This window comes from Thiomonas arsenitoxydans (genome assembly GCF_000253115.1).
In the GTDB taxonomy this organism is placed as follows: Bacteria; Pseudomonadota; Gammaproteobacteria; order Burkholderiales; family Burkholderiaceae_C; genus Thiomonas; species Thiomonas arsenitoxydans.
In genome coordinates this window covers 15474-41791 of record NC_014145.1, presented here as the reverse complement: position 1 = coordinate 41791, position 26318 = coordinate 15474, and the positions used below count along the sequence as shown (strand labels likewise).

Annotated in this window: 28 protein-coding genes; 7 read left to right on the top strand and 21 right to left on the bottom strand. The window is 64.5% G+C overall.

The annotated features are described in order from the left end of the window. Positions 1 to 6: 6 nt before the first annotated feature. Genes THI_RS00185 through THI_RS00175 form a run of 3 tightly spaced genes read right to left on the bottom strand, consistent with a single transcriptional unit; the run spans position 7 to position 2112 of the window. The gene (locus THI_RS00185) at positions 7 to 660 is read right to left on the bottom strand and encodes a MotA/TolQ/ExbB proton channel family protein (protein ID WP_013104194.1); all 654 of its coding nucleotides are present in this window, start codon (positions 658 to 660) and stop codon (positions 7 to 9) included. A 7-nt stretch (positions 661 to 667) separates the two neighbouring features. Then, positions 668 to 1489: a 4-hydroxy-tetrahydrodipicolinate reductase gene (dapB, locus tag THI_RS00180; RefSeq protein WP_041608831.1), complete on the bottom strand. Its 822-nt coding sequence runs from the start codon at positions 1487 to 1489 to the stop codon at positions 668 to 670. 23 nt (positions 1490 to 1512) lie between these two features. After that, positions 1513 to 2112: an outer membrane protein assembly factor BamE gene (locus tag THI_RS00175; RefSeq protein ID WP_231836276.1), complete on the bottom strand. Its 600-nt coding sequence runs from the start codon at positions 2110 to 2112 to the stop codon at positions 1513 to 1515. Between the two features lie 141 nt (positions 2113 to 2253). Between THI_RS00175 and fur the strand changes: the two genes are divergently transcribed. Beyond that, on the top strand, positions 2254 to 2736 hold the full coding sequence (fur, locus tag THI_RS00170; RefSeq protein ID WP_013104191.1) for a ferric iron uptake transcriptional regulator: 483 nt from the start codon (positions 2254 to 2256) through the stop codon (positions 2734 to 2736). Positions 2737 to 2784: 48 nt separating this feature from the next. Here the strand turns inward: fur and hprK are convergent, their stop codons facing one another. From hprK to THI_RS00090, 16 genes are all read right to left on the bottom strand, one after another. Next, positions 2785 to 3738, bottom strand: coding sequence for an HPr(Ser) kinase/phosphatase (hprK, locus tag THI_RS00165; RefSeq protein ID WP_013104190.1), 954 nt, complete (start codon positions 3736 to 3738; stop codon positions 2785 to 2787). 99 nt (positions 3739 to 3837) lie between these two features. After that, entirely contained in the window at positions 3838 to 4308 is a 471-nt protein-coding gene (gene ptsN / locus THI_RS00160) for a PTS IIA-like nitrogen regulatory protein PtsN (protein WP_013104189.1), read from the bottom strand. A gap of 128 nt (positions 4309 to 4436) precedes the next feature. Beyond that, a complete protein-coding gene (gene hpf, locus THI_RS00155) occupies positions 4437 to 4769 on the bottom strand; it encodes a ribosome hibernation-promoting factor, HPF/YfiA family (protein ID WP_013104188.1) in 333 nt (110 codons plus the stop codon). 434 nt (positions 4770 to 5203) lie between these two features. Then, the gene (locus tag THI_RS00150; protein WP_013104186.1) at positions 5204 to 6235 is read right to left on the bottom strand and encodes a substrate-binding domain-containing protein; all 1032 of its coding nucleotides are present in this window, start codon (positions 6233 to 6235) and stop codon (positions 5204 to 5206) included. Between the two features lie 61 nt (positions 6236 to 6296). Then, a complete protein-coding gene (tetH, locus tag THI_RS00145; protein WP_013104185.1) occupies positions 6297 to 7097 on the bottom strand; it encodes a thiosulfate dehydrogenase in 801 nt (266 codons plus the stop codon). Positions 7098 to 7240: 143 nt separating this feature from the next. Then, positions 7241 to 7573: a DMT family transporter gene (locus tag THI_RS00140; RefSeq protein WP_013104184.1), complete on the bottom strand. Its 333-nt coding sequence runs from the start codon at positions 7571 to 7573 to the stop codon at positions 7241 to 7243. Positions 7574 to 7630: 57 nt separating this feature from the next. Continuing rightward, a complete protein-coding gene (gene gloA, locus THI_RS00135) occupies positions 7631 to 8020 on the bottom strand; it encodes a lactoylglutathione lyase (RefSeq protein ID WP_013104183.1) in 390 nt (129 codons plus the stop codon). A 78-nt stretch (positions 8021 to 8098) separates the two neighbouring features. Then, complete coding sequence (gene cls, locus THI_RS00130; RefSeq protein ID WP_013104182.1) at positions 8099 to 9541, bottom strand: cardiolipin synthase; 1443 nt, start codon at positions 9539 to 9541, stop codon at positions 8099 to 8101. 26 nt (positions 9542 to 9567) lie between these two features. Then, positions 9568 to 10452 carry a M48 family metallopeptidase gene (locus THI_RS00125; protein ID WP_041608830.1) on the bottom strand — a complete coding sequence of 295 codons (885 nt, stop codon included), beginning with the start codon at positions 10450 to 10452 and terminating at the stop codon, positions 9568 to 9570. Beyond that, complete coding sequence (locus tag THI_RS00120; RefSeq protein ID WP_013104180.1) at positions 10439 to 11176, bottom strand: lysophospholipid acyltransferase family protein; 738 nt, start codon at positions 11174 to 11176, stop codon at positions 10439 to 10441. Before THI_RS00120 ends, THI_RS00125 begins: the two co-directional genes overlap by 14 nt. A gap of 10 nt (positions 11177 to 11186) precedes the next feature. Then, positions 11187 to 11774 (bottom strand): D-glycero-beta-D-manno-heptose 1,7-bisphosphate 7-phosphatase, encoded by a 588-nt coding sequence (gmhB, locus tag THI_RS00115; RefSeq protein WP_013104179.1) that lies wholly within the window; start codon positions 11772 to 11774, stop codon positions 11187 to 11189. Positions 11775 to 11800: 26 nt separating this feature from the next. Further along, positions 11801 to 13918, bottom strand: coding sequence for a glycine--tRNA ligase subunit beta (gene glyS, locus THI_RS00110; protein WP_041609066.1), 2118 nt, complete (start codon positions 13916 to 13918; stop codon positions 11801 to 11803). A 63-nt stretch (positions 13919 to 13981) separates the two neighbouring features. Further along, positions 13982 to 14977, bottom strand: coding sequence for a glycine--tRNA ligase subunit alpha (glyQ, locus tag THI_RS00105; RefSeq protein ID WP_013104177.1), 996 nt, complete (start codon positions 14975 to 14977; stop codon positions 13982 to 13984). A 236-nt stretch (positions 14978 to 15213) separates the two neighbouring features. Continuing rightward, complete coding sequence (locus THI_RS00100; protein ID WP_013104176.1) at positions 15214 to 17787, bottom strand: penicillin-binding protein 1A; 2574 nt, start codon at positions 17785 to 17787, stop codon at positions 15214 to 15216. 92 nt (positions 17788 to 17879) lie between these two features. After that, positions 17880 to 18458 carry a glycine zipper family protein gene (locus tag THI_RS00095; RefSeq protein WP_013104175.1) on the bottom strand — a complete coding sequence of 193 codons (579 nt, stop codon included), beginning with the start codon at positions 18456 to 18458 and terminating at the stop codon, positions 17880 to 17882. Positions 18459 to 18501: 43 nt separating this feature from the next. Then, positions 18502 to 18912: a hypothetical protein gene (locus THI_RS00090; RefSeq protein ID WP_013104174.1), complete on the bottom strand. Its 411-nt coding sequence runs from the start codon at positions 18910 to 18912 to the stop codon at positions 18502 to 18504. A 279-nt stretch (positions 18913 to 19191) separates the two neighbouring features. Here THI_RS00090 and THI_RS00085 point away from each other — a divergent pair, with 279 nt between their 5' ends. Then, positions 19192 to 20247 carry a YVTN family beta-propeller repeat protein gene (locus tag THI_RS00085; RefSeq protein WP_013104173.1) on the top strand — a complete coding sequence of 352 codons (1056 nt, stop codon included), beginning with the start codon at positions 19192 to 19194 and terminating at the stop codon, positions 20245 to 20247. Between the two features lie 18 nt (positions 20248 to 20265). Further along, entirely contained in the window at positions 20266 to 21309 is a 1044-nt protein-coding gene (locus THI_RS00080; protein ID WP_013104172.1) for a sterol desaturase family protein, read from the top strand. On the opposite strand, the gene THI_RS00075 is transcribed toward THI_RS00080, so the two are convergent. Both THI_RS00075 and THI_RS00070 read right to left on the bottom strand, forming a co-directional pair. Beyond that, positions 21297 to 22265, bottom strand: a complete 969-nt coding sequence (locus tag THI_RS00075; RefSeq protein WP_064971627.1) for a cation diffusion facilitator family transporter — start codon at positions 22263 to 22265, stop codon at positions 21297 to 21299. The two genes, THI_RS00080 and THI_RS00075, sit on opposite strands and share 13 nt — an antisense overlap. Beyond that, the gene (locus tag THI_RS00070) at positions 22266 to 22589 is read right to left on the bottom strand and encodes a DUF1840 domain-containing protein (RefSeq protein ID WP_013104170.1); all 324 of its coding nucleotides are present in this window, start codon (positions 22587 to 22589) and stop codon (positions 22266 to 22268) included. 382 nt (positions 22590 to 22971) lie between these two features. Between THI_RS00070 and THI_RS00065 the strand changes: the two genes are divergently transcribed. The 4 genes from THI_RS00065 (at position 22972) to THI_RS00050 (ending at position 26298) form a co-directional block, all read left to right on the top strand. Beyond that, on the top strand, positions 22972 to 24609 hold the full coding sequence (locus THI_RS00065; RefSeq protein WP_013104169.1) for a cytochrome ubiquinol oxidase subunit I: 1638 nt from the start codon (positions 22972 to 22974) through the stop codon (positions 24607 to 24609). Positions 24610 to 24614: 5 nt separating this feature from the next. Next, positions 24615 to 25748, top strand: coding sequence for a cytochrome d ubiquinol oxidase subunit II (cydB, locus tag THI_RS00060; protein WP_013104168.1), 1134 nt, complete (start codon positions 24615 to 24617; stop codon positions 25746 to 25748). A gap of 14 nt (positions 25749 to 25762) precedes the next feature. Next, positions 25763 to 25972 (top strand): hypothetical protein, encoded by a 210-nt coding sequence (locus THI_RS00055; RefSeq protein ID WP_013121842.1) that lies wholly within the window; start codon positions 25763 to 25765, stop codon positions 25970 to 25972. A 122-nt stretch (positions 25973 to 26094) separates the two neighbouring features. Next, positions 26095 to 26298, top strand: a complete 204-nt coding sequence (locus tag THI_RS00050; protein WP_013104166.1) for a hypothetical protein — start codon at positions 26095 to 26097, stop codon at positions 26296 to 26298. Positions 26299 to 26318: the final 20 nt, after the last annotated feature.

The window sequence follows — 26318 nt, the reverse complement described above, 5'->3', positions numbered from 1 at the left end:
CGCAATTCAAAGAACGGGGCTGGCCGCCAGCAGGCGCTGCAGATCATGCGCAAACCCTTCAAGCGCACCCTGCACGCGGCGCGCCCGCTTGCTCAGCGCGTTGTAGGCCAGCACGGCGGGAATGGCCACGGCCAGACCTGCTGCGGTCATGATGAGGGTTTCGCCCACCGGCCCAGCCACTTTGTCCACGCTGATCTGCCCGCTCGCTGCAATGGCCGTGAGGGCGTGATAGATGCCCCAGACCGTACCGAACAGGCCGACGAACGGGGCGGTGCTGCCCACACTGGCCAGCAGCACATGGCCCGCTTGCAGACGCCGCTGCGCCGCCTGCAAAGCCTCGCGCAATTCGCGGGTGACGCGGTCTTCATGCGACTGCCAGCGATGCGCGGTATCGGGCCGCGCCAGCCTGGAGGCGGTCTCGGCCATCAGGCTGGACAGGCCGTCGGGGTCGGCGCTCTGCGTCGCCGCTGCGGCCTGCAAGGGCGACGCGGCGCCCCAATACGCCGCAATACCCGCGGGCACACGACGCGTGGCCCGCCAGAGCAGGGCCGCTTTCCACAAAATGACAAACCAGCTCGCCACCGACATCGCCAGCAGCACGAGCGCGACCAGATGGCTGAGCGCGTCACCCTGCTGCCAGAACTGTGCGAGCCCTCCCATGGGTGACTTAGTTCAAGCCCAGCACGTCCTGCATGTCGAACAGGCCGTGGGATTTGGCGGCGAGAAAGCGCACGGCGCGCAGGCTGCCCTGGGCGTAGGTGGCGCGGCTGCTCGACTTGTGGGTGATTTCGATGCGCTCGCCCGTGCCCGCGAACAGCACGGTATGGTCGCCCACGATGTCGCCGCCGCGCACGGTGGCGAAGCCGATGGTGGACGGGTCGCGTTCGCCGGTGACGCCTTCGCGGCCATAGACGGCGCATTGCTTGAGGTCGCGCCCGAGCGCACCCGCGACGACCTCGCCCATTTTCAGCGCGGTGCCCGAAGGCGCGTCCACCTTGTGGCGATGATGGGCTTCGATGATCTCGATGTCATAACCCTGCGCCAGCGCGCGCGCCGCCTGCTCCAGCAGCTTGAACACCACGTTCACGCCGATGCTCATATTGGGCGCCATGACAATGGCGATGCGCTGCGATGCGATGCGGATGCGCGCGAGCTGCGCCTCGTCGAAGCCCGTGGTGCCGATGACCATGGCCACCCCCGCCGCCTCGCACGCGGCCAGATGCGCCATGGTGCCTTCAGGCCGGGTGAAGTCGATGAAATAGCGGACATGCTGCAGCGCGGCGTACAGATCGGAGCGGATGGCCACGCCCGTGTGCACCCCGGCAAACGCCCCGGCGTCCTGCCCGAGCGCCGGGCTGCCCGGCATGTCGAGCGCGGCGCCAATGCTGCAATCCGGCGCGGCCAGGACGGCCTCGACGAGCGTGCGGCCCATGCGGCCGCTAGCGCCGGCAATGGCGATGCGATGCGTTTCTGCAGACGATGTGCTCATGCGCGAAAGCCCCTCAAAAGAGGTCAAGGATTGCCAGCGGAAGAGGAAGCCGCAGCGGGCGGCGCAGCCTTTTGCAACTCGGCTATCTCGGCCGGCGGTGCGTAAACCGTCAGATTGCCGGGCTGCGAGGCTGCGGCAGGCGGACGCTTGGTCTGCGCAAACTTCTTGTCCGCAGCGGCGATTTCGGCCTGCAACTGCGCCTCGGTCAGCGACTTGGGTTTGCTGCCGCCATCGCGCAGGGTGTTGATCTGCGCGACGAACTCCTGCTCGGAAGGCAGCGGATCGCCGTCGGCGCGCACCATCTTGCCGTCCTTGTCGAAATACACGGCGTAGCGACGCACGATGGGGGCGTGATAGCCCTGACGCAGGCTGAACACATATTCCCAGCGGTTCTGGTTGAAAATGGTCTTGAGCAGGGGCGTGCCCATGATGGCTTGCACCTGTTCCTTGGTCATGCCGGGCTTGAGCTCCTCGGCCATTTCACGCGAGACGAAATTTCCCTGAATCACATCGGCGCGGTAGGGCTTGAATATCGACGTGAGATCGTGCTGGGTGGTTGTGGTGCTGCAACCGCCCAGCAAGGTCAGGCAGCACAGCGCCGCAGTGGCAAGCCCTCGCCGCAAATCCGCCCGGGAGGACGCCTGAGCAAAAGCGTGTTCAGAGAAACGAAAAACAGAGTAAAACCGCATCGGGACTCTCGCGTGGTCAACGCGGCCGGGGTCGTTTAACATCGGCGCATTCTACTGAATACGGCCCTCTCCCCCATGGCTCAGAGCAATGCACAAGGTTTGCGCAATACCGGTCTGAAAGTCACTCAGCCGCGCCTGCGCATTCTGGAGATTTTTCAAAAGGGCACGCAGCGCCACATGACGGCTGAAGATGTGTACCGCGTGCTGCTCGATGAACAGCAGGACATCGGCCTGGCCACGGTGTACCGCGTGCTGACCCAATTCGAGCAGGCCGGCATTTTGCTGCGCAGCAACTTCGAATCGGGCAAGTCGGTGTTCGAGATCAACGAAGGCACGCACCACGACCATCTGGTGTGCCTGGACTGCGGTCGGGTGGTGGAGTTTTTCGATCCTGAGATCGAGCGGCGGCAGAAAAAAATCGCCACGGAACACGGCTTCGAGTTGCAGGAACATTCGCTCTCGCTCTACGCGAGCTGCGCCAAAAAGACCACTTGCCCGCACTACAACAAGGCGGATCACACGCCGCTTGCGGCACGTCCGCCAGAGCACGGCGAGTAGCTTTTAAGTTCGCTCAGTTGCCCCGATCCGTCGCCCTTCAATCACCCTTCAGTCGTCCCCATCGCGCATGGCTTGGCGCTGGCGTTCCTGAAATTCGTTCAGGGTGTCGATACCCCGAAGTTGCAGAATGGTGTTGCGCACGGCTGATTCGACCAGCACGCCGAGGTTGCGTCCGGCTTCCACCGGGATCATCACCTTTCGAATCGGCACACCCAGCACATCTTCTTCCAGATTGCCTGCGGGCAGACGGTCGAAGTTGCGGTCGAGCACATCGCGGCGAATCAGGTGACAGATGAGCTTTAGCCGCATTTTGCGGCGCACCGCAGTCTCGCCAAAAATGGTCTTGATATCGAGCAGACCGATGCCGCGCACTTCCAGCAGGTTCTGCAACAGCGGCGGACAGCGGCCCTCGATGGTGTTCTGCGCCACGCGCAGCAGGTCCACGCAATCGTCGGCCACCAGGCCGTGACCCCGCGTGATGAGATCCAGCCCCAGCTCGCTCTTGCCCAGGCCGGACTCGCCAGTGATGAGCACGCCCAGACCGAGAATGTCCATGAACACGCCGTGCTGGGTGACGCGGTTGGCGAAGTGCTTGGACAGAAAGGCGCGCAGCACGTCGATGGTGAAGGCGGCCGTCTCCGCGGTGCGAAACAGCGGCACCTGCGCCGCGTTGCATTCGTCGATCAGACAGGGCGGCGGCTCTTTGCCGTCGGCCAGCACCAGCGCCGGCGGCTCAAGGCCGATGATGCGGCGTATGCGCCGCAGACGGTCTTCCTGGTTGGAGTTGTTGAGGTAATCAACCTCGCGCCAGCCCAGGATCTGTACGCGAAAGGGGTGGATGTAATTCAGATACCCCACCAGATCAGCGCCGGAAGTCGCCCCCTCGACGGCGGCCATGTCGAAGCGACGCTCGGGGTTGCTCTGCCCGGCGATCCATTGCCACATGAGCTGTGCGGCATTGGCCTCGAACAGGCGTTCGGCGGCGAGGGTGGAAGCTTTCAAATCAGGCGGGGAAGATCATGGCGACTGTGTCGGGCCAGCGGCGCGGGTGGTAGCGCCACGCGACGTCACTGACGACGCACCTGGTGACGCCACCGAGACTCATGCTGCGGTTTGCAAAGGCGCCCAGGCGCTGATGCGGTGGTGCAGCACGGCGGCGTCGGCCTCGCTCAGAAGTTGTTCGCGCAGATCGGTATCGGAGAGCATTTCTGCGATGGCCGACAGCAGTTCGAGGTGCTTGGCATTCGCGCTTTCGGGCACCAGCAGCACCACCAACAGTGACACCGGCTGGTTGTCCGGCGCCTCGAAGGCGATGGGCTGACGCAGGCGAATGACAGCGGCGCTCGGTTGCTTGAGCCCTTTGATGCGCCCATGCGGAATCGCCACGCCCTGACCGAGCCCGGTGGAGCCCAGCCGCTCGCGGGCGAACAGATTGTCGGTAATCAGCGCCCGGTTGAGTCCAAGGCTGTTTTCAAACAGCAGTCCGGCGTATTCAAACGCGCGTTTTTTGCTGCTGACGTCCACGTCGAGTTGCACATGGGTCGGCGGCAAAATCTGGGCAAGACGGTTCATGGGATCACGCTTGGGCCAAAGAGGACAGCGAGTTTAAACGGGTTTTGCGGCAGTTCGTACTGACCGCGAATCCAGCCCGGAAACTCCGTTGCGGATTCGCGGCAAGGGCGAACATCAGTGAATAGCGATCAACTCGCCAAGTGTTTGCCCGCAGTGGCCTGGTGATCCCGCAAGCGGTTCTTGTGCTCGACCACCTGCCGGTCCAGCTTGTCGACCAAGGTGTCGATGGCCGCGTAGAGGTCTTCGTCTTGACTTTCACAGAAGATCGATTTGCCCTTGACCATCAGATTGCATTCGGCACGTTGGCGCTTTTCCTTTTCTTTGAGTTTTTCCACACTGAGTAGCACGTTCACATTCACCACTTGATCGAAGTGCCGCACCACGCGATCGAGCTTGCTTTCGACATAACTGCGCAGGGAGGGGGTGACATCCAAATGGTGGCCGCTGATGGTCAGATTCATAGTGAGGCTCCTGATTTCGGAAAGAAAAGAAACAGCAGGGCTGGGCGCCTTGCCGGAACGATGTGTAGGGTGGTTCGACCTCCTCTGTTGTGCGCTGCGGCGCTGGTCCGGTGCGCGGTTGTGATTGATCTGTCAGATTCAGTGTGCTACCGCCCCCCGCCAAAATCAAGCCCACTCCCGATCTCTTCACCGGGTTTTTGCTGACAGTCGCCAAAACGTGCAAATGTTCACACTTGAAGGCTCACACTTTGCCGGCCACAGTGAGGCGGACGCGCTGCACGAGACGAAAAAATCGCCCCGGCCTTGCGGCGGGGGCGCATGAAGAGCCAATTTATGAAATGGAGCCCACCCCGAAATCCGTCGCTACGCTCGGATCTCCCCCTTAAGGGGCAAGAAACTCTGGGGGCGGCCCGGCGAGTTTCTGGAGAGCCCGCTCAGCCGGGCTTGTGGGCCGACACCGGCTTGAAGTCGTAGCGCTCAAAAATTTTCAGCGCCGTGGGGGAGCGCAGGAATTCCGCCCACATCAGACCGGCCTTCGGGTGCGCGGCGCCCTTGACCACTGCGGCGGCGTAGATCGCCGTGGTGTTTTGATCGGCGGGAATGGGCACGTTGCTGATGGGGTGACCCGCCTGTTCCTGGAAGATGGCTTCTGACTTCCAGGTCACACCGGCCTGCGCCACGCCCTGCATGAGATAAAGCGGCGTCTGGCGATGGTGGATGTGGGTGAGCGTGGTCTCGCCATTCTTCACCTTGGTGTCATAGACCGCCTGTTCCAGCGCATCGCCCCCGGCCTTTTTCAGCGAGGCCTCGATCTGCCGCGCCACGCCTTCCCAGGCGGGATTGGGCATGGACAGGGTGACGCCCGGCTTGCCCAGATCGGCCAGCCCGGTGATATGCGCCGGATTGCCTTTGGGCACCATGATGGTGAGGTCGTTACTCACATAGGAAATGGCTTTGCCGGTGAGCACGCCGTCGTGAATGCCGGCCTCGATCTTTTTCAGCCCGGCGGCATACACATCGGGCTTGACCGTCCAGGTCATATTGCCCACGGTGATCGTGCCGCCCGCTTTCATCTGCTTGAGCAGAATGCCGGGAGGTAGGGTTTCGTAGAACACACGGCCCTTGAAGTCGGGATGCTCTTTCTCGAAGGCCTGCACAAGCGGCGCCATGGCGAAGTAGTAGTTACCGGCCACGAAGATCACCAGCTTGGGATGATCGAGATCGCCGTGAAAGTCGGGCAGATCGTTGACCTCCGGAACGGTGAATTCCAGGCCCTTGTTCAGCGCGGGGTTGTTGGCGCCGTGCTGCCAGGGCGGGAAAATGGTTTCCTTGTATTGCGGGGCATGCACTTTGCCCTGCCAGCCGGTGTCGGCCTGTTGCACCTGTTGTGCGTTGGCGAGCACCGGCAAGGCAAGCAGCAGCGCGGCCAGCAAGGGGGTGCCTGTGGCGAGAGGGATACGACGCATGAAAGTCTCCTTTTATAGGTTTCGAGGGATGGATTGAGGCGGCCGGGTACGCAGCGAACGCTCAACCGGCGTAGCGATAGCCCGCGTTTTCGAGTTCGACCAGCGTGCCCACGATGCCGGGCGTGAGCACGGCGCCGGGAATCAGATGGTTGGTGAATTCGGCAGCCATCTGCGCGTGCGAGACCTTGTCGGGGTTGTGACCGATGGCGTGCAGATGCCCGGTGAGTTCCCAGATGGCGTTGTGGCAGGCCAGAAACACGGCGCCGCGCTCTTGCAGCACGGTGATGCTGTTGTCGGCCGGGGAATACACGCCCTTAGGGTCTTCGACTGATTTGGGGTCGGCATCGGCAGCGAGAGAAGTCTTGATCCAGGTATTGGTCTTGGCCTTGCCCTTGGTCAGGCTGCCCAACTGGTATTTGGCCCACAGCGCATCGTCATACAACGCGAGGTGCGCCGAGCCGTGCGTGGCCGAGACGGCCAGAAAATCGGGATGCTTGAACGACCAGATCTGCGCGTTCATCGCGTTGCGCATGAGATTGAGCCACGGCCCCTCCAGATTGGTGTTGTTCCACACTTGCTTGGGCTGACCGGCGTAGGCCAGCACCAGATCAAGGGCCTCGGCATCCCACTCGTCGCGGTTTTCCAGGACCATTTGCGTGGTCTTGAAGTCGCGGCGACGCGGGGCGGCGGCCAGTTTTTTGCCGAGCTCGGCCAGCGTGCTGGCGCCTTGCGGCATGAAGCGCTCTTGCGCCGAAGCGGCCTGGGCCGTTTTTGCGCCAAGCGCCGTCAGGCCGAGGCCCGCAACGAGAGTAGATTGCAGCGCCAGGCGGCGCCACGGTTGAACGGGACTGTGAGTCGACATACAAAAGCTCCTTGTGACATGCGCGGGAAAACCCGCGTTGACCCAGAGCTTATGAGGCCGAATTCATAAAGACAAACGATTATTTGAAATCATATGCATCGATCGAATCGATAGATTTCAGCCGCGACTGCCCGCCTTGGGGCTTAATGCGCCACCGATTTGGAGAACAGGTGGATGACCAGCACACCGGCGAGAATCAGCCCCAGCCCGACGAGCGCGGGCAAGTCGAGCGACTGGTGATAAACCACATAGCCGATCAGGGTGATGAGCACGATGCCCACGCCCGACCAGACGGCATAGGAAATGCTCATCGGAATGGTCTGCATGGTGCGTGACAGCAGGTAAAACGCCAGGGCGTAAGCCGCCACGACCACCACTGAAGGGGCCAGACGCGTGAAGCCGTGCGTGGCCTTGAGCGCGGTGGTGCCGATCACCTCGGCCGCTATCGCGCCGAACAGAAATAACCAGGATTGCATGGAACGAGCATAGCGGCCGGACGTGTCAGCTTCGGCCGGATGCGGCGCCTGCCCGGCTCACAACGTACCGTGCTGAATCAGCTCGATCTTGTAGCCGTCCGGGTCTTGCACGAAGGCGATGATGGTGCTGCCCCCGGCGACCGGGCCGGCCTCGCGGGTGACCTTGCCACCGGCTGCCTTGATGCGTGCGCAGGCCGCGGCGGCATCGTCCACGCCCAGAGCGATGTGGCCGTAGGCGGTGCCCAGGTCGTAGTGATCGACGCCGTAGTTGTAGGTCAGCTCGAGTTCGGCCTGCGCCGGGTTGGGCTCGAAGCCGAGAAAGGCCAGGCTGTATTTCTGCTCGGGGCGGTCGGTGGTGCGCAGCAGCTTCATGCCGATGACCTGGGTGTAGAAATCGATGGAGCGCTGCAGATCGCCGACGCGCAGCATGGTGTGGAGAAAACGCATGAGAAATCCTGTGAAAAAGATCGGGCCCCAAAGCGTAGCGCGCGGTCGGGCGACGCGCTCGCGGCAGCGTGACTCGACCTACAGAATGGGGCCGACGATGGCCAGAGCGTTCTGCCACAGTTGCCTGGGCGCGCTCCAGGCGGCCACTTCGTCCAGGGTGATGCGGCGGCTACTGGCGAGATACTGCTCCTGCCTTTCGCGTAATGCCGCGGTGATCGCGGCGTCGAGCAGCAGGATGTTGTTTTCGTAGTTCAGGTCAAAGCTGCGCCGGTCCATATTGGCCGAGCCGATGAGGCTGAGATGGCCGTCTACGGTGATGGACTTGGTGTGCAGCAACCCGGGACTGAACTCGTAAATGCGCACCCCGGCTTCGAGCAGGGCGCGGTAATGGCTGCGCGAAGTGGCGGCCACGGCGAAGTCGTCGTTGCGGGCGGGGAGGATGAGCGTGGCCGACACGCCGCGGTTGGCCGCGGCGCACAGCGCGGCCTGCAGCGCGGGCACGGGCACGTAATACGGCGTGGTGATGACCAGCTCATGCCGCGCAGCGAAGATGAGCGACTCGAACAGTTCGGGCATGGCGGCCCTTCGGTCGGTGGGGCCGGTGGCGATGACCTGGGCGACGAAGCCGTCTTGACCGTTTTGGATTTGCGGCAAGGGCTCGACCAGCAGGGCGGTGAGGTCGTCGCCGTCGTTGCCCATCCAGTCCGTGGCGAAGAGGTGCTGGTTCTGGCGCACCACCGGGCCTTCGAAGCGCACGAACAGATCGACCCAGGGGCCGTATTTCGCCTTGGGCAGGAAGGCGGGGTCGGCGCAGTTCTGGCTGCCGCTGTAGCTCAGGCGGTTGTCGATGACGACGATCTTGCGGTGATTGCGCAGGTCGATGCGACCCCGCAGCGCGCGCAGCAGCGGATTGCCTACGGGCAGCGCCCGCAGCACCTGCACGCCAGCGGCGACCAGCGCAGGCCACTGCGCGCTGCGGATGAACGCGTGCGATCCGAGGTCGTCCACCAGGGCGCGGCAGCTCACGCCGCGCGCGGCGGCGCGGCGCAGGGCATCGGCCACGCGGCGGCCGTTGCCATCGTCCAGCCAGATATAGAAGAGCAGGTGCACGCTGTACTGCGCCGCGTCGATGTCGGCCACGATGCGGGCGATGGCGGCGTTCGAGTCGGCCATCAGTTCGGCGCGGTTGCCGCCGACCGCCGGGTAGCCGCTGATCGATGTGCCGAGGCGGAACAGCGGCGCGTCTTGGTCGGGCGGCAGCGCGGCGTTTGTCGGCCAGCCGGGGGCGGTTTCAGGACGGGGCAGGCCGCGGGCGACGGCGCTCAGCCGCTCGGCCCGTCGACGGCCGATCTGGGTCGTGCCAAACAACAGATAGGCCAGAACGCCGAGGTAGGGAAAGGCCACCAGCATGAGCAACCAGGCCACCCGCGACTCGGGCTGACGATGCGCGCGCAGCAGCACATGCGCCGCGCAGGTCAACGTCAGCGTGAGGTGCAGCAGCAGGAAGAGCAGGGGCGTCATGCGAAGCTAGCCGGGTTCACACCCGCTCAACCCCAGGGCGGCAGCACGCTTTTGCGCAGTTGCGCGCGGGCCTGTTGGTATTCGGGGTAGAGGCTGCCCACATGCGCCCAGAAGCGCGGGCTGTGGTTCATTTCGCGCAGATGCGCCACTTCGTGGGCGACGACGTAATCGACGAGTTGCGGGCTGAAGTGCAACAGACGCCAATGCAGGCGGATACTGCCGTCGCTTTTGGCGCTGCCCCAGCGGGTGGTGGCGGCGCTGAGTTTCACCGCCGTCACGCGCACCCCGAGCTGGGCCGCGAAATGCGCCACCCGCGCGGCGAACAGCCCCAGCGCCTGTCGCTGCAGCCAGGCGGCCACGCTGTCGCGCACCTGCTGCGCACTGCTGCCTTGCGGCAAGGGCAGGTGAAGTTCGGCGCGGGCTTCGTCCCACCGCAACTGGCTGGCGCCGCGCAGCCGCAGGGTGAGGTGCTGGCCGAGATAGGGGATACGGCCGCCATCGGCCCACTCGATGCGCGCGGCCTGCAGCGCCTGCAGACGCTGTTCGCGCTGTCGCAGCTTGCGCTGCACCCAGGCGGCGTGCTGCTGCAGAAACTGGGCGATAGACGCGCCGCTGGCCAGGCGCGGGGCGTGCAGGCTGACGCCGCGGTCGTCCACTCGCAGCGCCAGGGTGCGGCGGGCGGCGCGGTGCAGCGTCCAATCGAAACGGTGGATGCCGTCGTCATAACGCTGCGTCGGCACGCCAGCGCGGGGTATTGAGACCGGCGACGAACCTGGGGATGAGCTCACCGCGGCTCCTGGCGCCGGGGCGGCGATAGGGGCGGGGGCGGGCGTCGGCTCGTCCCAGTCGAACAAACCGAGTTGCGCCGAGCCGGGCAAGGCGGCGCGGCCGGAAGACTCAGCGCGGGGCATGCGCGTAGGCCTGCGGATCGAGACGGCGCATTTCGGCCTCGATCCATCGTTCGACCTCGGCCATCATTTCGGCGGGCTTGCGGCCTTCGGGCGAAATGGGTTTGCCGATGGACACCTCCACCACGCCGGGGGTTTTGATGAACGCCTGGCGCGGCCAGCAACGCGCCGAGGTCACGGCGATGGGCACCACCCAGGCGCCGGTGGCGATGGCCAGCCGCGTGCCGCCTGTTTTATAGACGCCCTGCTCGCCGCGCGCAGTGCGCGTGCCTTCGGGAAACATGATGATCCAGTTGCCCTGCTTGAGAATCCGGCCGCCCTGTTTTTCCACCCGGCCGAACGCTTCGGCACGCTTGCTGCGGTCGATGTGCACCATGTCCAGCCGCCCCAGCGCCCAGCCGAAAAACGGCACATAGAGCAGCTCGCGCTTGAACACATAGGCCAGCGGACGCGGCATGATCAGCGGAAAGGCCAGCGTTTCCCAGGCTGATTGATGCTTGGACAGCAGGATGACCGGGCCGTCTGGCAGGTTCTCCATGCCGGTGATATGGCTGCGTATGCCGCAAATCACGCGCGCGCCCCAGACCGACAGATGCACCCAACCCAGGGTGAAGCGATACAGCCGCGTGCCGCGAATGAAGATGGACAGAATCACCACGATGACCGCGTAAGGCACCACCGTCACGATCAGCCACGCCATGTAAAGCAAAGAACGAAAAAAACGCATGTCGGCTCGGTCACGCCGGGTCTGGCGTCTTGTCGGAGGTCTTTTCAGACTTCGCCTTGGGTTGTTCCAGCAGCCAGGCGGCGAAGGCTGCCAGATCGTCGTGCACCCGGGTGCCCGCGGGCAGATTGCCCAGATCGGCCAGACGCTCGCCTTTGCCGGTGCGCACCAGATGCAGCCCGCACCCCAGCGGCTCACCGGCCTGCAAATCACGCACGCTGTCGCCCACCGAAGGCACGCCCTGGAGATTCTCAAGCTCGTAGCGACGGGCGATGTCCTGGAACAAGCCGGGCTTGGGTTTGCGGCAGCTGCAGTGATCTTCCGGCGCGTGCGGGCAGAAGAAAATGGCGTCGATGCGCCCGCCTACCGCCGCCAGCGCTTTGTGCATTTTGCGATGGATGGCGTTGAGCGTGCTCATGTCGAACAGGCCCCGCCCAATGCCCGACTGATTGGTGGCCACCGCCACATGCCAGCCCTCGTGGTTCAGCCGGGCAATGGCCTCCAGGCTGCCGGGAATGGGCACCCACTCGTCGGGCGACTTGATGAAATCGTCGCTGTCTTGGTTGATGACGCCGTCGCGGTCGAGGATGAGCAGTTTCATGCCGTGATTGTCGTGCAGGATGGGAGTCAGGCCGCAAGACGCGACAAATCGGCCACCTGGTTCATCGCCTCCTGCAGCCGCGCCAACAGGGCCAGGCGGTTGGCGCGCAGCGCGGGGTCTTCGGCGTTGACCATCACCTGGTCGAAGAAGGTGTCCACCGGGACTTTCAGCGCGGCGAGCATCTTGAGCGCGGCGGTGTAGTCGCCTGCCGCGTAAAACTGCTGCACCTGCGGCGCCACGGCATTCAAGGCTTGTGACAAGGCGATTTCAGCGGGCTCGACCAGCAGATCGGCGTTGAAGCCGCTGCCGTCCTTCGCGCCTTCGGATTTGCGCAGAATGTTCCCCACCCGTTTATTGGCCGCGGCCAGCGCGGCGGCTTCTGGCAAGGCGGCGAAGGCGCGCACCGCTTCCAGGCGGCGCGGCACATTGGCCAGAATTTGCGGACTGAGGGCCAGCACCGCGTCCACCTCCTGCGCCGTCCAGCCCTGCTCGCGCAGCAGGTTGGCCAGACGGTCGTAAAGGAAGGTCTGCACATCGGCGCTGGGGTCTGAAAACCCGGCTACGCCGCTGAACACCGGCACCGCATTTTCCAAATAACGCGAGAGTTCGATGCCCTGGCCGCGCTCCATCAACATGCGCAAAATGCCCAGCGTATGGCGACGCAGCGCGAACGGGTCTTTGTCGCCAGTCGGGCGTTCGCCGATGCCGAACAGGCCGACCAGGGTTTCGGTCTTGTCGGCCAGTGCCAGCGCAAAGCCCACGTCGCTGCGCGGCAAGTCGTCGCCGGAAAAACGCGGCTTGTAGTGGTCTTCGATGGCCTCGGCCACCCTGGCGTCTTCGCCATCGTGCGCGGCGTAGTAACGCCCCATAATGCCCTGCAGCTCAGGAAACTCGCCGACCATGTCGGTCAGCAAATCGGTCTTGGCCAGCAGCGCGGCGCGCTCGGCCTGCTCGACCGGAAAGGACGGCGGAATCTGCCTGGCAATGCCCCCCGCGAGCGCCTGCACCCGCCGCATGCGTTCGCCCTGCGACCCTAGCCTGGCGTGATAGACCACCTTGTCGAGGCCGGGCACGCGGTCTTCGAGGCGCTTCTTGCGGTCTTGCTCGAAGAAGAATTGCGCGTCGGCCAGGCGCGGGCGCACCACACGCTCGTTGCCTTCGATAACCGCGCTGGGATCGGCCGGCGAGATATTGCTGACGACCAGGAAACGGTGGGTCAGCTTGCCCGCCGCGTCGAGCAGCGGAAAGTATTTCTGGTTGGCCTTCATCGTGAGGATGAGGCACTCCTGCGGCACGGCGAGAAAGGCCGGATCGAACTGGCACAGCAGCACGTTCGGGCGCTCGACCAGAGCAGTAACTTCGTCGAGCAGCGCGGCATCGTCGATGGGGTGCAGACCCGGCCCAGCCTGTCGCGCGGCGGCCTGCAGCTGCGCCGCAATTTCGGCACGGCGCGCGTCGAAGCTGGCGATCACCGCGCCTTGTTCTCGCAGTTGGTCGGCGTAGCTGTCGGCGTCGCGCAGCACGATGGGATCGGCCTGGGCCTCAAACCGATGGCCGTGCGTTTCGCGCCCCGCCGTCAGCCCCAGCGCCTGCACCGGCACGACATCGGCGCCATGCAGGGCGACCAGACCATGTGCGGGACGCACAAACTTCACCGTGGTCCAGCCATCTTCCAACTGGTAGGCCATCACCTTGGGGATGGGCAGTTTGGCGATGGCCTCGGCGAGCGCCTTCTGCAGACCCTCGGCCAGCGTGGCACCGGGCGCCACGGTGTCGATGAACAGGGTTTCGGCTTTGCCCTCGCCTTCGCGCCGCAGGCGAGGCGCGGCGTCGGCATCCAGCCCCAGCGCGCCGAGCTTTTTGAGCAGCGCCGGGGTGGGCTTGCCGTCGGCATCCAGCCCCACGGCCACGGGCATGAGCTTCTGCGCCACGGCCTTGTCGGCCGCCTTGGCAGCAACGGCGGGAATGCGCACGGCCAGTCGGCGCGGGCTGGCGTAGGGCGTCGGCTTGACGTCAGATGCGGCCAGTCCCTGAGACTGCAGACTCGCGGCCAGGGTGCGGGCGAAGGACTCGCCCAGCGCGGGCAGCGCCTTGGGCGGCAGTTCTTCAACGAAGAGTTCGACAAGCAGGTTCTGTGGGTTCATGGCGGGCAATTGCAGGCCGCCGCCGCCCCGCGACAGCAGCGCGGGCACGGCGTGCGGCAGACGTCAGGCGGCTTTCTTCTGGGCGAGCTGTACAGAGACTTCGTCGGCCCAGGCGCGGGGCGCCAGCGGGAAACCCAGACGGGCGCGGCTGTCGAGGTATTCCTGCGCCACGCCGCGCGCCAGATTGCGAATGCGGCCGATGTAGGCTGCGCGTTCGGTGACGGAAATCGCGCCGCGGGCGTCGAGCAGATTGAAGCTGTGCGCCGCTTTGAGCACCTGTTCGTAAGCGGGCAGCGCCAGTTGCGCGGCCATCAGCGCCTTGGCCTGCTTTTCATGCGCGGCAAAGGCGGTCAGCAAAAAGTCCACATCGCTGTGCTCGAAGTTGTAGGCGCTCTGCTCGACTTCGTTCTGGTGGAACACGTCGCCGTATTTGAGAAGGGTACGAGCGCCGCCGGGCCGCCCCAAGGCGCTCGCGCCCCCTGGGGGGGCAGCCGCTTCACCGGCGACCTCGGTTTCGGTCCAGACGAGGTCGTACACGCTCTGCACGCCCTGCAAATACATGGCCAGGCGCTCCAGGCCGTAGGTGATCTCGCCGGTCAGCGGCTTGCAGTCGATGCCGCCGACCTGCTGGAAATAGGTGAACTGGGTGACTTCCATGCCGTTGAGCCAGACCTCCCAGCCCAGCCCCCAGGCGCCCAGCGTGGGGTTTTCCCAGTCATCTTCAACGAAGCGGATATCGTTGGTCTTCAGGTCGAAACCCAGCGCCTGCAGACTGCCGAGATAGAGATCAAGGATGTTGTCGGGCGCGGGTTTGAGCACCACCTGAAACTGGTAGTAATGCTGCAGCCGGTTGGGGTTGTCGCCGTAGCGGCCATCTTTCGGGCGACGGCTGGGCTGCACATAGGCGGCCTTCCAAGGCTCGGGGCCGAGGGCGCGCAGAAAGGTGGCGGTGTGGCTGGTGCCGGCGCCCACTTCCATGTCGTAGGGCTGAAGAACGGCACAGCCCTGCCGGGCCCAATAGGTTTGCAGGGTGAGTATGAGGTCTTGAAAGGTGCGCATGGAATCGGCCTTGAAGAAGGCGCCATTGTAGAAACCCGCCGCTACGCAATGCGCAGCAGCAGGTCTGGGGCGCTCATGAGAAAACGCAGGGCCGCCCCAAGTTTCCTTGTCCACCTCGCGGCTTGCAAGCCGCTCGGATTCGGCTCCGTCCAAGCTGCCGCAGGGCAGCTTGGAGCCGCGGGCCTCATCCCCCTCGGGGGGCCTGCCGCGAAGCGGCAGGTCTGGGGGCGCTCTCCTCAAGGATTGCCGCCCAGCGAAGGCAGGATGGCCCCCGGCTGCAGAGACGGCGGGGGCGCCACGGGCTGGGCCACCGCTGCCGGGTGCGTGCCCGGCCCCTGACCGCGCACGCTGACGGTGGAAGTGCCCACCGGCACGCCGCCGGGTCCGACCAGCATGCCGCCGCTGCCGGTGCTGATGCCACCTGCCGCCAGCGACGCCGAAGAAGGCGCTGACAGCGGCATCTGGGCGTCGATGGCCAGCGGCGGGAAATTCTGCAGAAAGTAGCCGCTCACCGCGCCCGGGCCATTGGAGGCAAAACCGGTGGCCGGGTTGACCTGCGACATGATCACTCCAGACGGCACCGGCCAGGGTACGTCGGGCTTGCCCTGCAGCGCGACGCGCATGTAGTCCATCCAGATCGGCAGCGCGGCCTTGGCGCCCTGCTCGCCGCGGTACAGGTCGCGCTGGTTGTTGTAGCCCATCCAGGTGATGGCGACCAGATCGGGGTTGAAGCCGTCGAACCAGGCATCGTGAAAATTCTGCGAGGTGCCGGTCTTGCCCGCCAGATCGATGCGGCCTAGCGACAGCGCCGCCGCGCCCGTGCCGTGCTGAATCACCGCCTGCATCATCTGCGTGGTGAGGAAGGCATTGGCCGCGCTGATGATGCGCGGCGCGTTCTGACCCGCGATTTCCGGCTTGTGGACATAGACCTCGGCGCCGTGAGCATCGACGATGCGTTTGATGAGATAGGGCTGCACCAGCGAGCCGCCATTGGCGAACACCGCATAGGCCGTGGCCATCTGCAGGGGCGTGAAGCTGCCCGCGCCCAGCACCATGGTGGGATAGGGCGGAATCTGGTCGAGCGGCAGGCCGAAGCGCGAGGCGAACTGGCGGGCGTAGGGAATGCCCACGGCCAGCAGCACCTTGACCGCGCAGACGTTGTCGGAATGCGCCAGCGCCAGGGTGGCGGGAATGGCGCCGAGCTGCTCGTTGTCGTAGTTGTGCGGCGTCCACGGCGGCAGCCCCGGGCCTTGCGAAATGGTGATGGGCGAATCGTCGATGACGGTCGTGGGCGCCAGGCCTTCGTCCACCGCGGCGGAATAGATGAAGGGCTTGAAGCTCGAACCGGGCTGGCGGAAGGCCTGATTCACATGGTCGAACTTCTCGTGGTTGTAGTCGAAGCCGCCTACCCAGGCGCGCACCGCGCCGTCATGCGGATCGACCGACACCAGCGCCGACTGCACATCGGGCATCTGCGCGATGCGCCAGCCCTTGGCCAGCTTCTGCAGCCAGACCACGGCGCCACGATCGATGCGCAATTTGTCAGTGGCTTTGGGTGACAGGCCCGCAGCGGCGAAGCGCAATGCATCGCCGCTGAGTTCCACCGTGTTGCCCGATTCGAGCACGGCCTCGACCAACTTGGGGCTGGCGTGCAGCACCACGGCCGGATGCAGGCTGCCGGCCGCGTCGTAGGGTTTGAGCGCCTTGACCGCCACGCCGAGCGCATCGGCATCGTGCGCGGGCAGATCGATGCGCGCCTGCGGTCCGCGCCAGCCGTGCCGCTGGTCGTAGGCCAGCACCCCGGCGCGTACCGCGTCCACCCCCGCCTTCTGGTCACGGTCGTGCAGGGTGGTGTAGACCTTATAGCCGTCGGTGTAGGCCGATTCGCCGAAGCGCGCCACCATGATCTCGCGCACCTGCTCGGCGGCATAATCGGCGTCCACCTTGTAGCGCAGCAGACCTTGCCCGGACACCACATTCAGAGGCGCCTGCATGGCGTCGTCATACTCCGCCTGGCTGATGTCGCCTAGCGCCTTCATGCGGCCGAGCACATAATGCTGGCGAATGAGCGCGGCCTTGATATTGGTCTGCGGGTTGAAGGCCGAAGGCGCCTTGGGCAAGCCCGCGAGCACGGCCGCCTGCGCCAGCGTGAGCTGGTCGAGCGGCTTGCCGAAATAAACCTGCGCCGCCGCCGCCACGCCGTAGGCGCGCTGGCCGAGATAGACCTGATTGAGATAGCGCTCAAGAATCTGATTCTTGCTCAGCTCATGCTCGATTTTGTAGGCCATCAGCGCTTCGGTGAACTTGCGCAGCGGCGTTTTTTGCGGGCTGAGATAGAAGTCGCGCGCCACCTGCATGGTGATGGTGGACGCGCCCTGCACGGCGGCGCCGTGCATCAGGTCGGCCAGGGCGGCGCGAAACACGCCCGTCCAGTCCACCGCGCCGTGCTCGTAGAACTGCGAGTCTTCGGCGGCGAGAAAGGCCTCGCGCACCTGTAGCGGAATCTGCTCGAACGGCACCACGGTGCGGCGCTGCACGCCAAACTCGCCGATCAGCGTGCCCTCGGCCGAATACACCCGCAGCGGCAGATCCGGGCGGTAGTCGGTGAGTTCGCTCAGCGCGGGCAAACGCGGATAGAGCATGACCACGGCAAACACCAACGCCAATATTCCGGCCACGCCCAGCAGCACGGCGCCGAGCAAAAATTTGAGCCAGAGAGGGCGGGAACGCACAGCGCGCTTGGGGCGCTTGTCGCGGCCTGCAGGCGGCTTGGGAGAACCCGCAGGGGCGGAGTCAGCAGAGGTACTCATAGTCGCGGGGCATGATAGCCGCCGCATCCGCTAAAACACCCGCCATCCTGTGAGCAGTTGTGACCCGACGTAACGATCTGCGCGGCGCGCCCTCATTGCGCCGGGGGATAGGTCGGTGGATAGGCCGGCTGCGGCTGATAGCTCGGCTGTTGAGGCGCCGGCTGGTAAGACGGCTGCGCGGGATAGGCCGGGGGCGGAGGCGGCGCCACATATCGCGGCGCCGCATAACCCGGCACCTGCGCACCTCTTGAGTACATGCACTGCTGATACGCAATGTTGTAAGCGCGCTGCGCACTGCCCTGCGTGTCGCCATAAGACCCCGCACCGCCCGCGCTGCCCGCGAGCAGGCCGAGGCCCGCGCCCACACCGGCCCCCTGGCTGTTGCCGCCGATCAGCGCCCCGGCCGCGGCCCCGATGCCGGTGGCAAGGGCCGCCGAGGTCACGCCGGAATTGCTCGCGCCGCCTTGGTAGGGCGCGGCCTGCTGCTGCGCGAACTGGCGGCAGCTCGCATCGATTGCCTGAAACTGCTCGAAAGGCATACCCGGCGCCGGCATGACCGCAATCGTGGGCCCGAGCGGCGCGGTGGCACAGCCCCCCAGCACGAGCGCGCCCAAAGCGGCAGGAAGAAGAAACAAGGGACGGGAAAACCGAAGGTTTCGATAAATTCGCATGATGCTTCCTCGATAGATCGTTATAAAAAGTGGAAAGCGTGAATCATTTGGCTGGCGGCGGCGGCGGAGGCGGCGAGGCAGGCACCGGCGTCCACCCGCCCGGGCAGACCGAGACATAGGGGTAGTAGCCCGCCGGGTTCTGGCAGTAGTACCAGAACGACTGTGGCGCCGGGCCGGGCGGCAGCGACTGCACCACCACCGGCTGCCGCTCCACCACCACCGGAGGGCTCCAGGTGGACCAGCCGCCATAACCCGGATAAGGCTCATACCAACCGCCACCCCAGCCAGATCCCCAACCCGGTCCCCAGCCTGGCCCCCAGGTCGAGCCGTAGTAAGCCGGCACGCCAATACCGATACTCCAATGCACGCGCGCCTGAGCCAGGCCCGGCACGAGCAAAGCCCCGACCGCCGCGGCGGCCAACAAAACCATCTTGATTCGGGATAAGGGATGCATATCAACTCTTTTCTGTTTGGAACGCGGCCGCCTGACCAAGTTCCGCCACACGCCCACAGCCATGCCCACCACAGGCTTTGCACTTTAACGAGCATCAGCCCCCAATGGGGGACAACCCATGGGGGGCGGAGAATGCAAATTTTTAATGCGGATTGATTGCAGACTGTTTCTGGTCAACAGCTCGGCCTGCGCGCGCGTTACAGTTGCGGCCGCAGCGCGTCCTGATGACCCGTATTCGGGGCTGCAACGCGCCTTCCTGAGTGCTTCCTTGGTGATCCCATGCGTAAATTCCTGTTTGTTTTCTCGGTCCTGTTGGCACAGACCGGATTGGCGCAGGCCAAGGACGATGTGGTGGTGGTGCTCGATTCGGGCGACGCCCGCATCACCCTGATCAACCAGGACACCCGTCAGCCCATCGGCAGCTTTGCCACCGGCAAGGAGCCGCATCACCTGATGGCCACGCCGAACAATCAAGACCTGATTGTCGCCAACGCGGTAAGCGGAGACCTCATGTTGCTCAACCCGCAGACGGGCAAGCCCATAGGCAACGTGCCCAATATTCCCGACCCCTACCAGATCGGTTTTTCGCCCGATCACCGCTGGTTCGTGGTGAACTGCCTGCGGCTGAACCGGGTCGACATTTACAGCTACGACCAGGGCAAATTCCTGCTCGCCAAGCGTATTCCCCTCAAGTCGCTGCCCAGCCACATGGCGTTCACTGCCGACAGCAAGACGGTGTACATCAGCCTGCAGGAAACCAATTCGGTGGCCGCCATCGACCTGCCCACGCAAACCGTGATGTGGACGCTCAAAGTGGGCGAAACCCCGGCTGGGCTGTGGCTGACGCCGGGGGATAAAACCCTGTTGGTCGCGCTGACCGGCAGCGATGCGGTGGTGGCCGTCGACCCGCGTACCCGCACGGTGTTCAAGCGCATCGTCACCGGCAAGGCGGCGCACAACTTCCGCTCCATGGCCGACGGGCGGCATGTGCTGGTGAGCAACCGGGTGTCCGACACCATCAGCATTCTCGACATGGACACCCTCACCAAGGTGGGCGACATCACCGGTCTGCGCCCGGGGCCGGACGATATGGAGCTGTCCGCCGACCGCCGCTGGCTGTGGGTGACCTTCCGCTTCGCCCGCTCGGTGGGCGTGATCGACATGGACACGCGCAAGCTGGTGGATGTGATTCCGGTGGGCAAGTCGCCGCACGGCATCTACTTCTACAACCGCGCGCCGTTCTACGACAACCTGCCGCCGCTGTCCACACTGGCGCTACAGCAGGCTGCGTCACTGCAGCTGAAGCCGACCCCGACCATCGCCGCCACGCGCTGAGTTCCTTCCCCCACCGCCATGCTCAATCCGCTCGACTGGATCAGCCACGCCACCAGCCTGCTCATCGGCGAGGCGCAGACCTGGGTTTTCGTCACCCTGGTGCAACCGGTGCTCTACCACTTTCATCTCATGGTGGATGACGATTTCGCCTATGACGGGGTGCTGTGGTTTCTCGCCGGGCTGCTGCAGATCGGGATGGTGTATGCCGTGTTGCGTCCGCTCGAAGCGCTGCGGCCGCTTGAAGTCTGGCCCAACCGCCGCGCGGTGCGGGTGGATGTGCTCTACACCTTCATCAACCGCCTGGGGCTGATCAATTTGGTGTTGTTTTTCACCCTGCAACCCGCGTTTGACAGCCTGCAGGAATGGTTCCGTCTGCGCGGGGTGGACAACCTCAACCTCGACGCGCTGTGGCCCGGCATCACCGACCGGCCGCTGATCAGCTTCCTGATCTACCTGATCGTGCTCGACTTTGCTGGTTACTGGTATCACCGCGCCCAGCACCAGATCCAGTGGTGGTGGGAACTGCACGCGGTGCACCACAGCCAGCGTCAGCTTAGCCTGTGGTCGGACGATCGCAACCATGTGCTCGACGACGTGCTGATGGCGGCATTTTTCGCAGCGCTGGCGCTGTTGATCGGCGTGCCGCCCAACCAGTTTGTCGCGCTGTCGCTGGTGTCGGGCGCGCTGCAAAGTCTGCAACATGCCAACATCCGGCTGTCTTTCGGCTGGCTGGGCGAGCGGCTGCTGGTGAGCCCGCGCTTTCACCGCCTGCACCACGCGGTGGGCTACGGCCACGAGCTTGGCCACCAGAACAACGCGCGACTCTACGGCTGCAATTTCGGCGTGCTGCTGCCGTGGTGGGACGTGCTGTTCCGTTCTGCCGACTTCACCACCCCGCTGCAGCCCACCGGCGTTCGTGCCCAGCTTCCCGCGCCAGACGGCCAGGGCGAGGATTACGGCGACGGCTTCTGGGCGCAACAGGGGCTCGGCCTGCGCCGCATGGTTCGGCGGCTGTTTGCGTCATTCGCTGCGCCGACCCTGCCAAACCGTCAGCCCAGGTGACAATGGGGCTGACCGGGGCTGATGCAGGCGCCAGCCTCGATCTGCACCGTGGCATGCTCGATGCCCAGCGCGTCATGCAGGCGATGATGCACTGCGCGCAAGGTCGCCTCCGATTCGGCCTGGGCCGCCAGGCACACATGCAAAGTCGCCACCGGCTCCGCGCCATCGAGTGACCAGACATGCACATGGTGGGCTCCCGCCACGCCCGGCACGTCGGCCAAGGCCTCGCACACTTCGTTTGCGCTCAGGCTCGCAGGCGCGCCTTCGAGCAGCACGTGCGCGCTATCGCGGGTGAGATGCCAGCCCGAGCGCAGGATGAGCGCCGACACCAGCAGTGACAGCAGCGGGTCGGCCACCGTCCAGTTGAACCCCAGAATCAGCCCCGCCGCCAGCATGGCCGCCGCCGAACCCAGCAAATCGGACAGCACATGCAGCCGCGCCCCACGCTCATTCAGCGACTCGCCGCCCGTCAAGGCAAATAGCGCCCCCAGATTGGCCAGGCCGCCCAGCGCGGCGATGACCAGCATCCAGCCGCCCTCCACCGCCTCAGGCCGCCACAGGCGCTGCAGGGCCTCCACGATCAGCCCCACGGTCAACAGCAGCAGCACCAGCCCATTGACGAAGGCCGCCAGCGTCTGCCAGCGCCCGTTGCCATAGGTCAGTCGCGCACTCGGCGGACGGGCGCTGAGGCGGATGGCGACGAGCGCCAGCAGCAGCGCGGCGCTGTCCGCCGCCATATGCACCGCGTCGGACAGCAGCGCCAGCGAGTTCACCCACCAGCCGCCGACCGCCTCGATGACGGTGAAAATCAGCAGCACGGCCAATGCCCACCGCAGTCGGTGTGCGCTGGCGCCTCGGGCATGGTCGTGGCCGTGATGCCCTGCGGCGTGTGCGTGTGCGCGATCGCGATGAGGCGCGTGATCGTGCGCCGCATGCGTGTGCTCAGGGTCCTGCATTCACACGCCCCAGACAACCGGCGTCTGCGCTTCCTGGCAACGCTTGAGCATCTGGATGAAGGGCCAGGACCGCTGCTTCAGGCCGATGGGTTGCGCCGCCGAGACCACCTGTCCGTCCGCAGCGGCCGACTCCATCGCCGCGTTGCGCGCCTGTTCTTCTGCGTCCACGGCCGCTTCAAGGGCGGCAATGGCCGCTGGCATTTCGGACGGCTCGATGATGCCTTGCGCGCCCGCCGACTTGCCGATGATGGACAGAATGCGTTCGGCCGGGCCGACGTTCATGAACAAATCACTGTCGGCCTTGGATTGAAATTTGTAAATCATGGGGGCTCCTTGCGGGGGAAACGTCGTTGCGCCGTCTCTCAGATGCATTGTGCCGACGCTGACGGTCGAATGCCATGCAAATGTCCTTTTCTGCAATGGGTCGTCCGCAGCTCGCCCGCGTCGCGTGGGCGCAGCAAAACCGCAGAAAAAGCTTCCACCCGCATGAAAAATCAACGCAGACGAGCAGACTGCGACGTTTTGTCGCAGAACAATGCAGCGTAAGGGCCACTGCCAAGCCTAGGGAATTCCCGGACATTGCTCCAAATCAAAAAAACGAGATACGTGGGCGCCTATCCTTGCTCCGTGTTCTTCGCCGCGTGGGTGTCAATCAGCCGCGCCATGCTGCGCAAGACCCACGGATCGACACAACAGGAGCGCCAAAATGATCGACACCCTCGTCGTGGACTTATCGCGGTGGCAATTTGCCTCCACCGCGCTATACCACTTCCTTTTCGTCCCCCTCACCCTGGGCATCAGCTTCATGATCGCCGCCATGGAGACGGTTTACGTCACCACCGGCAAGACGATCTACCGCGACATGACCCAGTTCTGGGGCAAGCTGTTTCTTATCAACTTCGCCCTGGGCGTGGCCACCGGCCTGACCATGGAGTTCGAGTTCGGCACCAACTGGTCGTTTTATTCCAGTTTCGTCGGCGACATCTTCGGTGCGCCGCTGGCCATTGAAGGACTGATGGCCTTCTTCATGGAATCCACCATGATCGGCATGATGATCTTCGGCTGGAAGCGCCTGACCAAAGGTCAGCATCTGCTGGTGACCTATCTGGTAGCCATCGGCTCCAACCTGTCGGCCTTGTGGATTCTGGTGGCCAACGGCTTCATGCAAGACCCGCAAGGCGCCGCGTTCAACCCGGTGACCATGCGCATGGAACTCACCAACTTCGGCGCGCTGATTTTCAGCCCGGACGCGCAGGCCAAGTTCGTGCATACCAGCATCGCCGGTTACGTCACCGCCGCGGTGTTCGTTGCCGGGGTGAGCGCCTGGTATATGGTGCGCAACCGCCACATGGAACTGGCTCGCCGCTCCTTCCGCATGGCCGCGCTGTTCGGCGTGCTGTCCACTGCCGGGGTCATCACCCTGGGTGACGCGCTGGGTTTCGTCGGCGCGCATGCGCAGCCGTCCAAGCTCGCCGCCATGGAAGCCATGTGGCAAACCGAGGCTGCGCCTGCTCCGTTCAATGTGGTGGCCTGGCCGTCGCAGAGCGAGCAAAAGAACGTCTGGTCTATCCAGGTGCCGTATGTGCTGACGCCGCTGCTGACCCACACCCTCACCAAGGTCGTGCCGGGTGTTGACCAGATCGAGGCGGACGCGAGGCAGCGCATCAAGAACGGCATTCCGGCGGTGGAAGCGCTCAAGCTGCTGAGCAAGAACCCCAACGATGCCGCTGCCATGGCGCAGTTCAAGGCGCACGAAAAAGACCTGGGTTACGGTTTCCTCGCGCAGCGCTACTCGCCTGAACAAGATGTCTCCAAGGCAACGGACGCGGACATCGCCAAGGCCGCCAAGGACACCATCCCCGAAGTCTCGGTGATTTTCTGGACCTTCCGTCTCATGGTCGGCATGGGCCTGCTGATGTTGGCCTACTTCGTTTACGCCGCCATGCTCACCATCAGCGGCAAGCTGGAGCAGCCGAAGAACCGCTGGTTCCTCAAATTCGCCCCCTGGATGATTCCCGTGCCTTTCCTCGCTTGCGAAATGGGCTGGCTCACTGCTGAAGTGGGCCGTCAACCCTGGACCGTGTTCGGCATGCTGCCTACCTGGATGTCTGCATCCAGCCATAGCGTGGGCTACATGATCTTTTCGCTGGTGGGCTTTGTGTCGCTCTACTCCATCTTCATCGCCGTCGAGATGTATCTGATGGTGCGCGCGATCAAGCAAGGGCCGGAAGAGCACGGCACGCCGTCCACTCCGACCATTCCCCAAGGCCGCAAACCCCAGCCGTCGTTCGGCGGTGGTTTCGCCCCCAACCCGGCCGCTCCGATGAGCGCCCATAAGGAGTAATAGTCATGGACTTGTATCTCATCCTTCAAGTCTTGTGGTGGGTTCTGCTCGGCGTGCTGTTCGTCGGGCTGGGCACCATGGTCGGCATGGACATGGGCGTGGGCACGCTGCTGCGCTTCATCGGCAAGACCGATACCGAGCGCCGCTCCATGCTCAATGCCATCGGCCCCCACTGGGACGGCAATCAGGTGTGGTTCATTCTCGGCGGCGGCGCGATCTTCGCGGCCTACCCGCTGATCTACGCCACTTCGTTCTCCGGTCTGTATGTGGTCATTCTGCTGCTGCTGTGGAGCATGATCGTGCGCCCGCTGGGGTTTGAATACCGCAGCAAAATCGCCTCGCCGGCCTGGCGCAATGCCTGGGACTGGACGCTGCTGCTCAGCGGCGCGCTGCCGATGATCATTTTCGGCGCCGCCATGGGCAATATGCTCATGGGCGTGCCCTTCCACTTTCAGTGGGATATGCGCTCGGTCTATACCGGCAGCTTCATCACCCTGTTCAACCCGTTCTCGGTGCTGGCCGGCCTGCTGTCGCTGTCGCTGTCGGTCTATATGGGTGGCGTGATGATGATGGGCCGCGCGCCCGAACCCGTCGCGGGCCGTGCCCGCACTGCAGCGGGCTATGCCGCGCTGGCCGCCATCGTGCTGTTCGCAGTGCTCGGCGTGTGGGTCAGCATGGTCAACGGCTACAAGATCGTGAGCTTCCCCGGAGGCGGCGTGCCGCAAACTCCGCTGCAGCAAACGGTCGAACTGGTGCCCGGTGGCTGGCTGTCCAACTACAAGAGCTATCCCATCCTCTGGGCCGTGCCCTTGCTCGGTTTTGCCGGTCTGTTCTTCGGCTGGACGAGCGTGCGCAGCAACAAGCACACCCTGGCTTGGTGGCTGGGCGCGGTATCGTGGATCGGCGTGGTCGGCACCATCGGCGTGGCCATGTTCCCCTTCCTCATGCCGTCGAGCTCCAACCCCTCGCAAAGCCTGACCCTGTGGAATTCCATCTCCAGTGAAACCACGCTGCTGTGGATGACCGGCTGGACCGTGGTATTCGTGCCCATCATCTTCTGGTACACCAGCTGGGCGTTCTACGTCATGCGCGGCAGGGTCGATCCGAAGGAAGTCGAAGCCGACCCCCACGCCTATTGAGCAAGGATCTCATCATGAAAAACCTTCTTTATTTCGTGCTCTTCATGACCATCGCGCTGATTGCGATTGTCATCGGCGTGATCATCGGCGACTACGCCTCCTGGTATTTCGCCTGGATCGTGGGCACCGCGATGATCGTGCTGGTTTCTGCCGCCTCGGGCGCCTTTTTCGACGCCCAGGAAGATGACCGCCGCAACGGCGGCGCTCCACGCGGCGGCCACTGAGTCACGCCGCACCGAAGGCTCTCGCTTCGCGGCAGAGCCTTGCTCCAGGGCCAGGGCAACCTGGCCCTTTTTATTGCAACCTTCGGTTTTACTGAAACCTTTGGTTTTTATAGATGACAGCCATGAAAAAACTGCTCTCTCTCGCACTGTTCCTGGTCATTGGGGCCGTTGTGATCGGCATCGGCATCCTCGTGGGCAGTAACGCCTCGTGGTACTTCGCCTGGATTTTCGGCACCGCTTTTTTCGTGCTGCTGCTGGCAGGCGCCGTCATGTGGTTCGAACGTCTGGATGAACCCCGCACAGCAGAACCGCATCAGCCGAACTGACCCCGCGGGCTGCCGCGCCC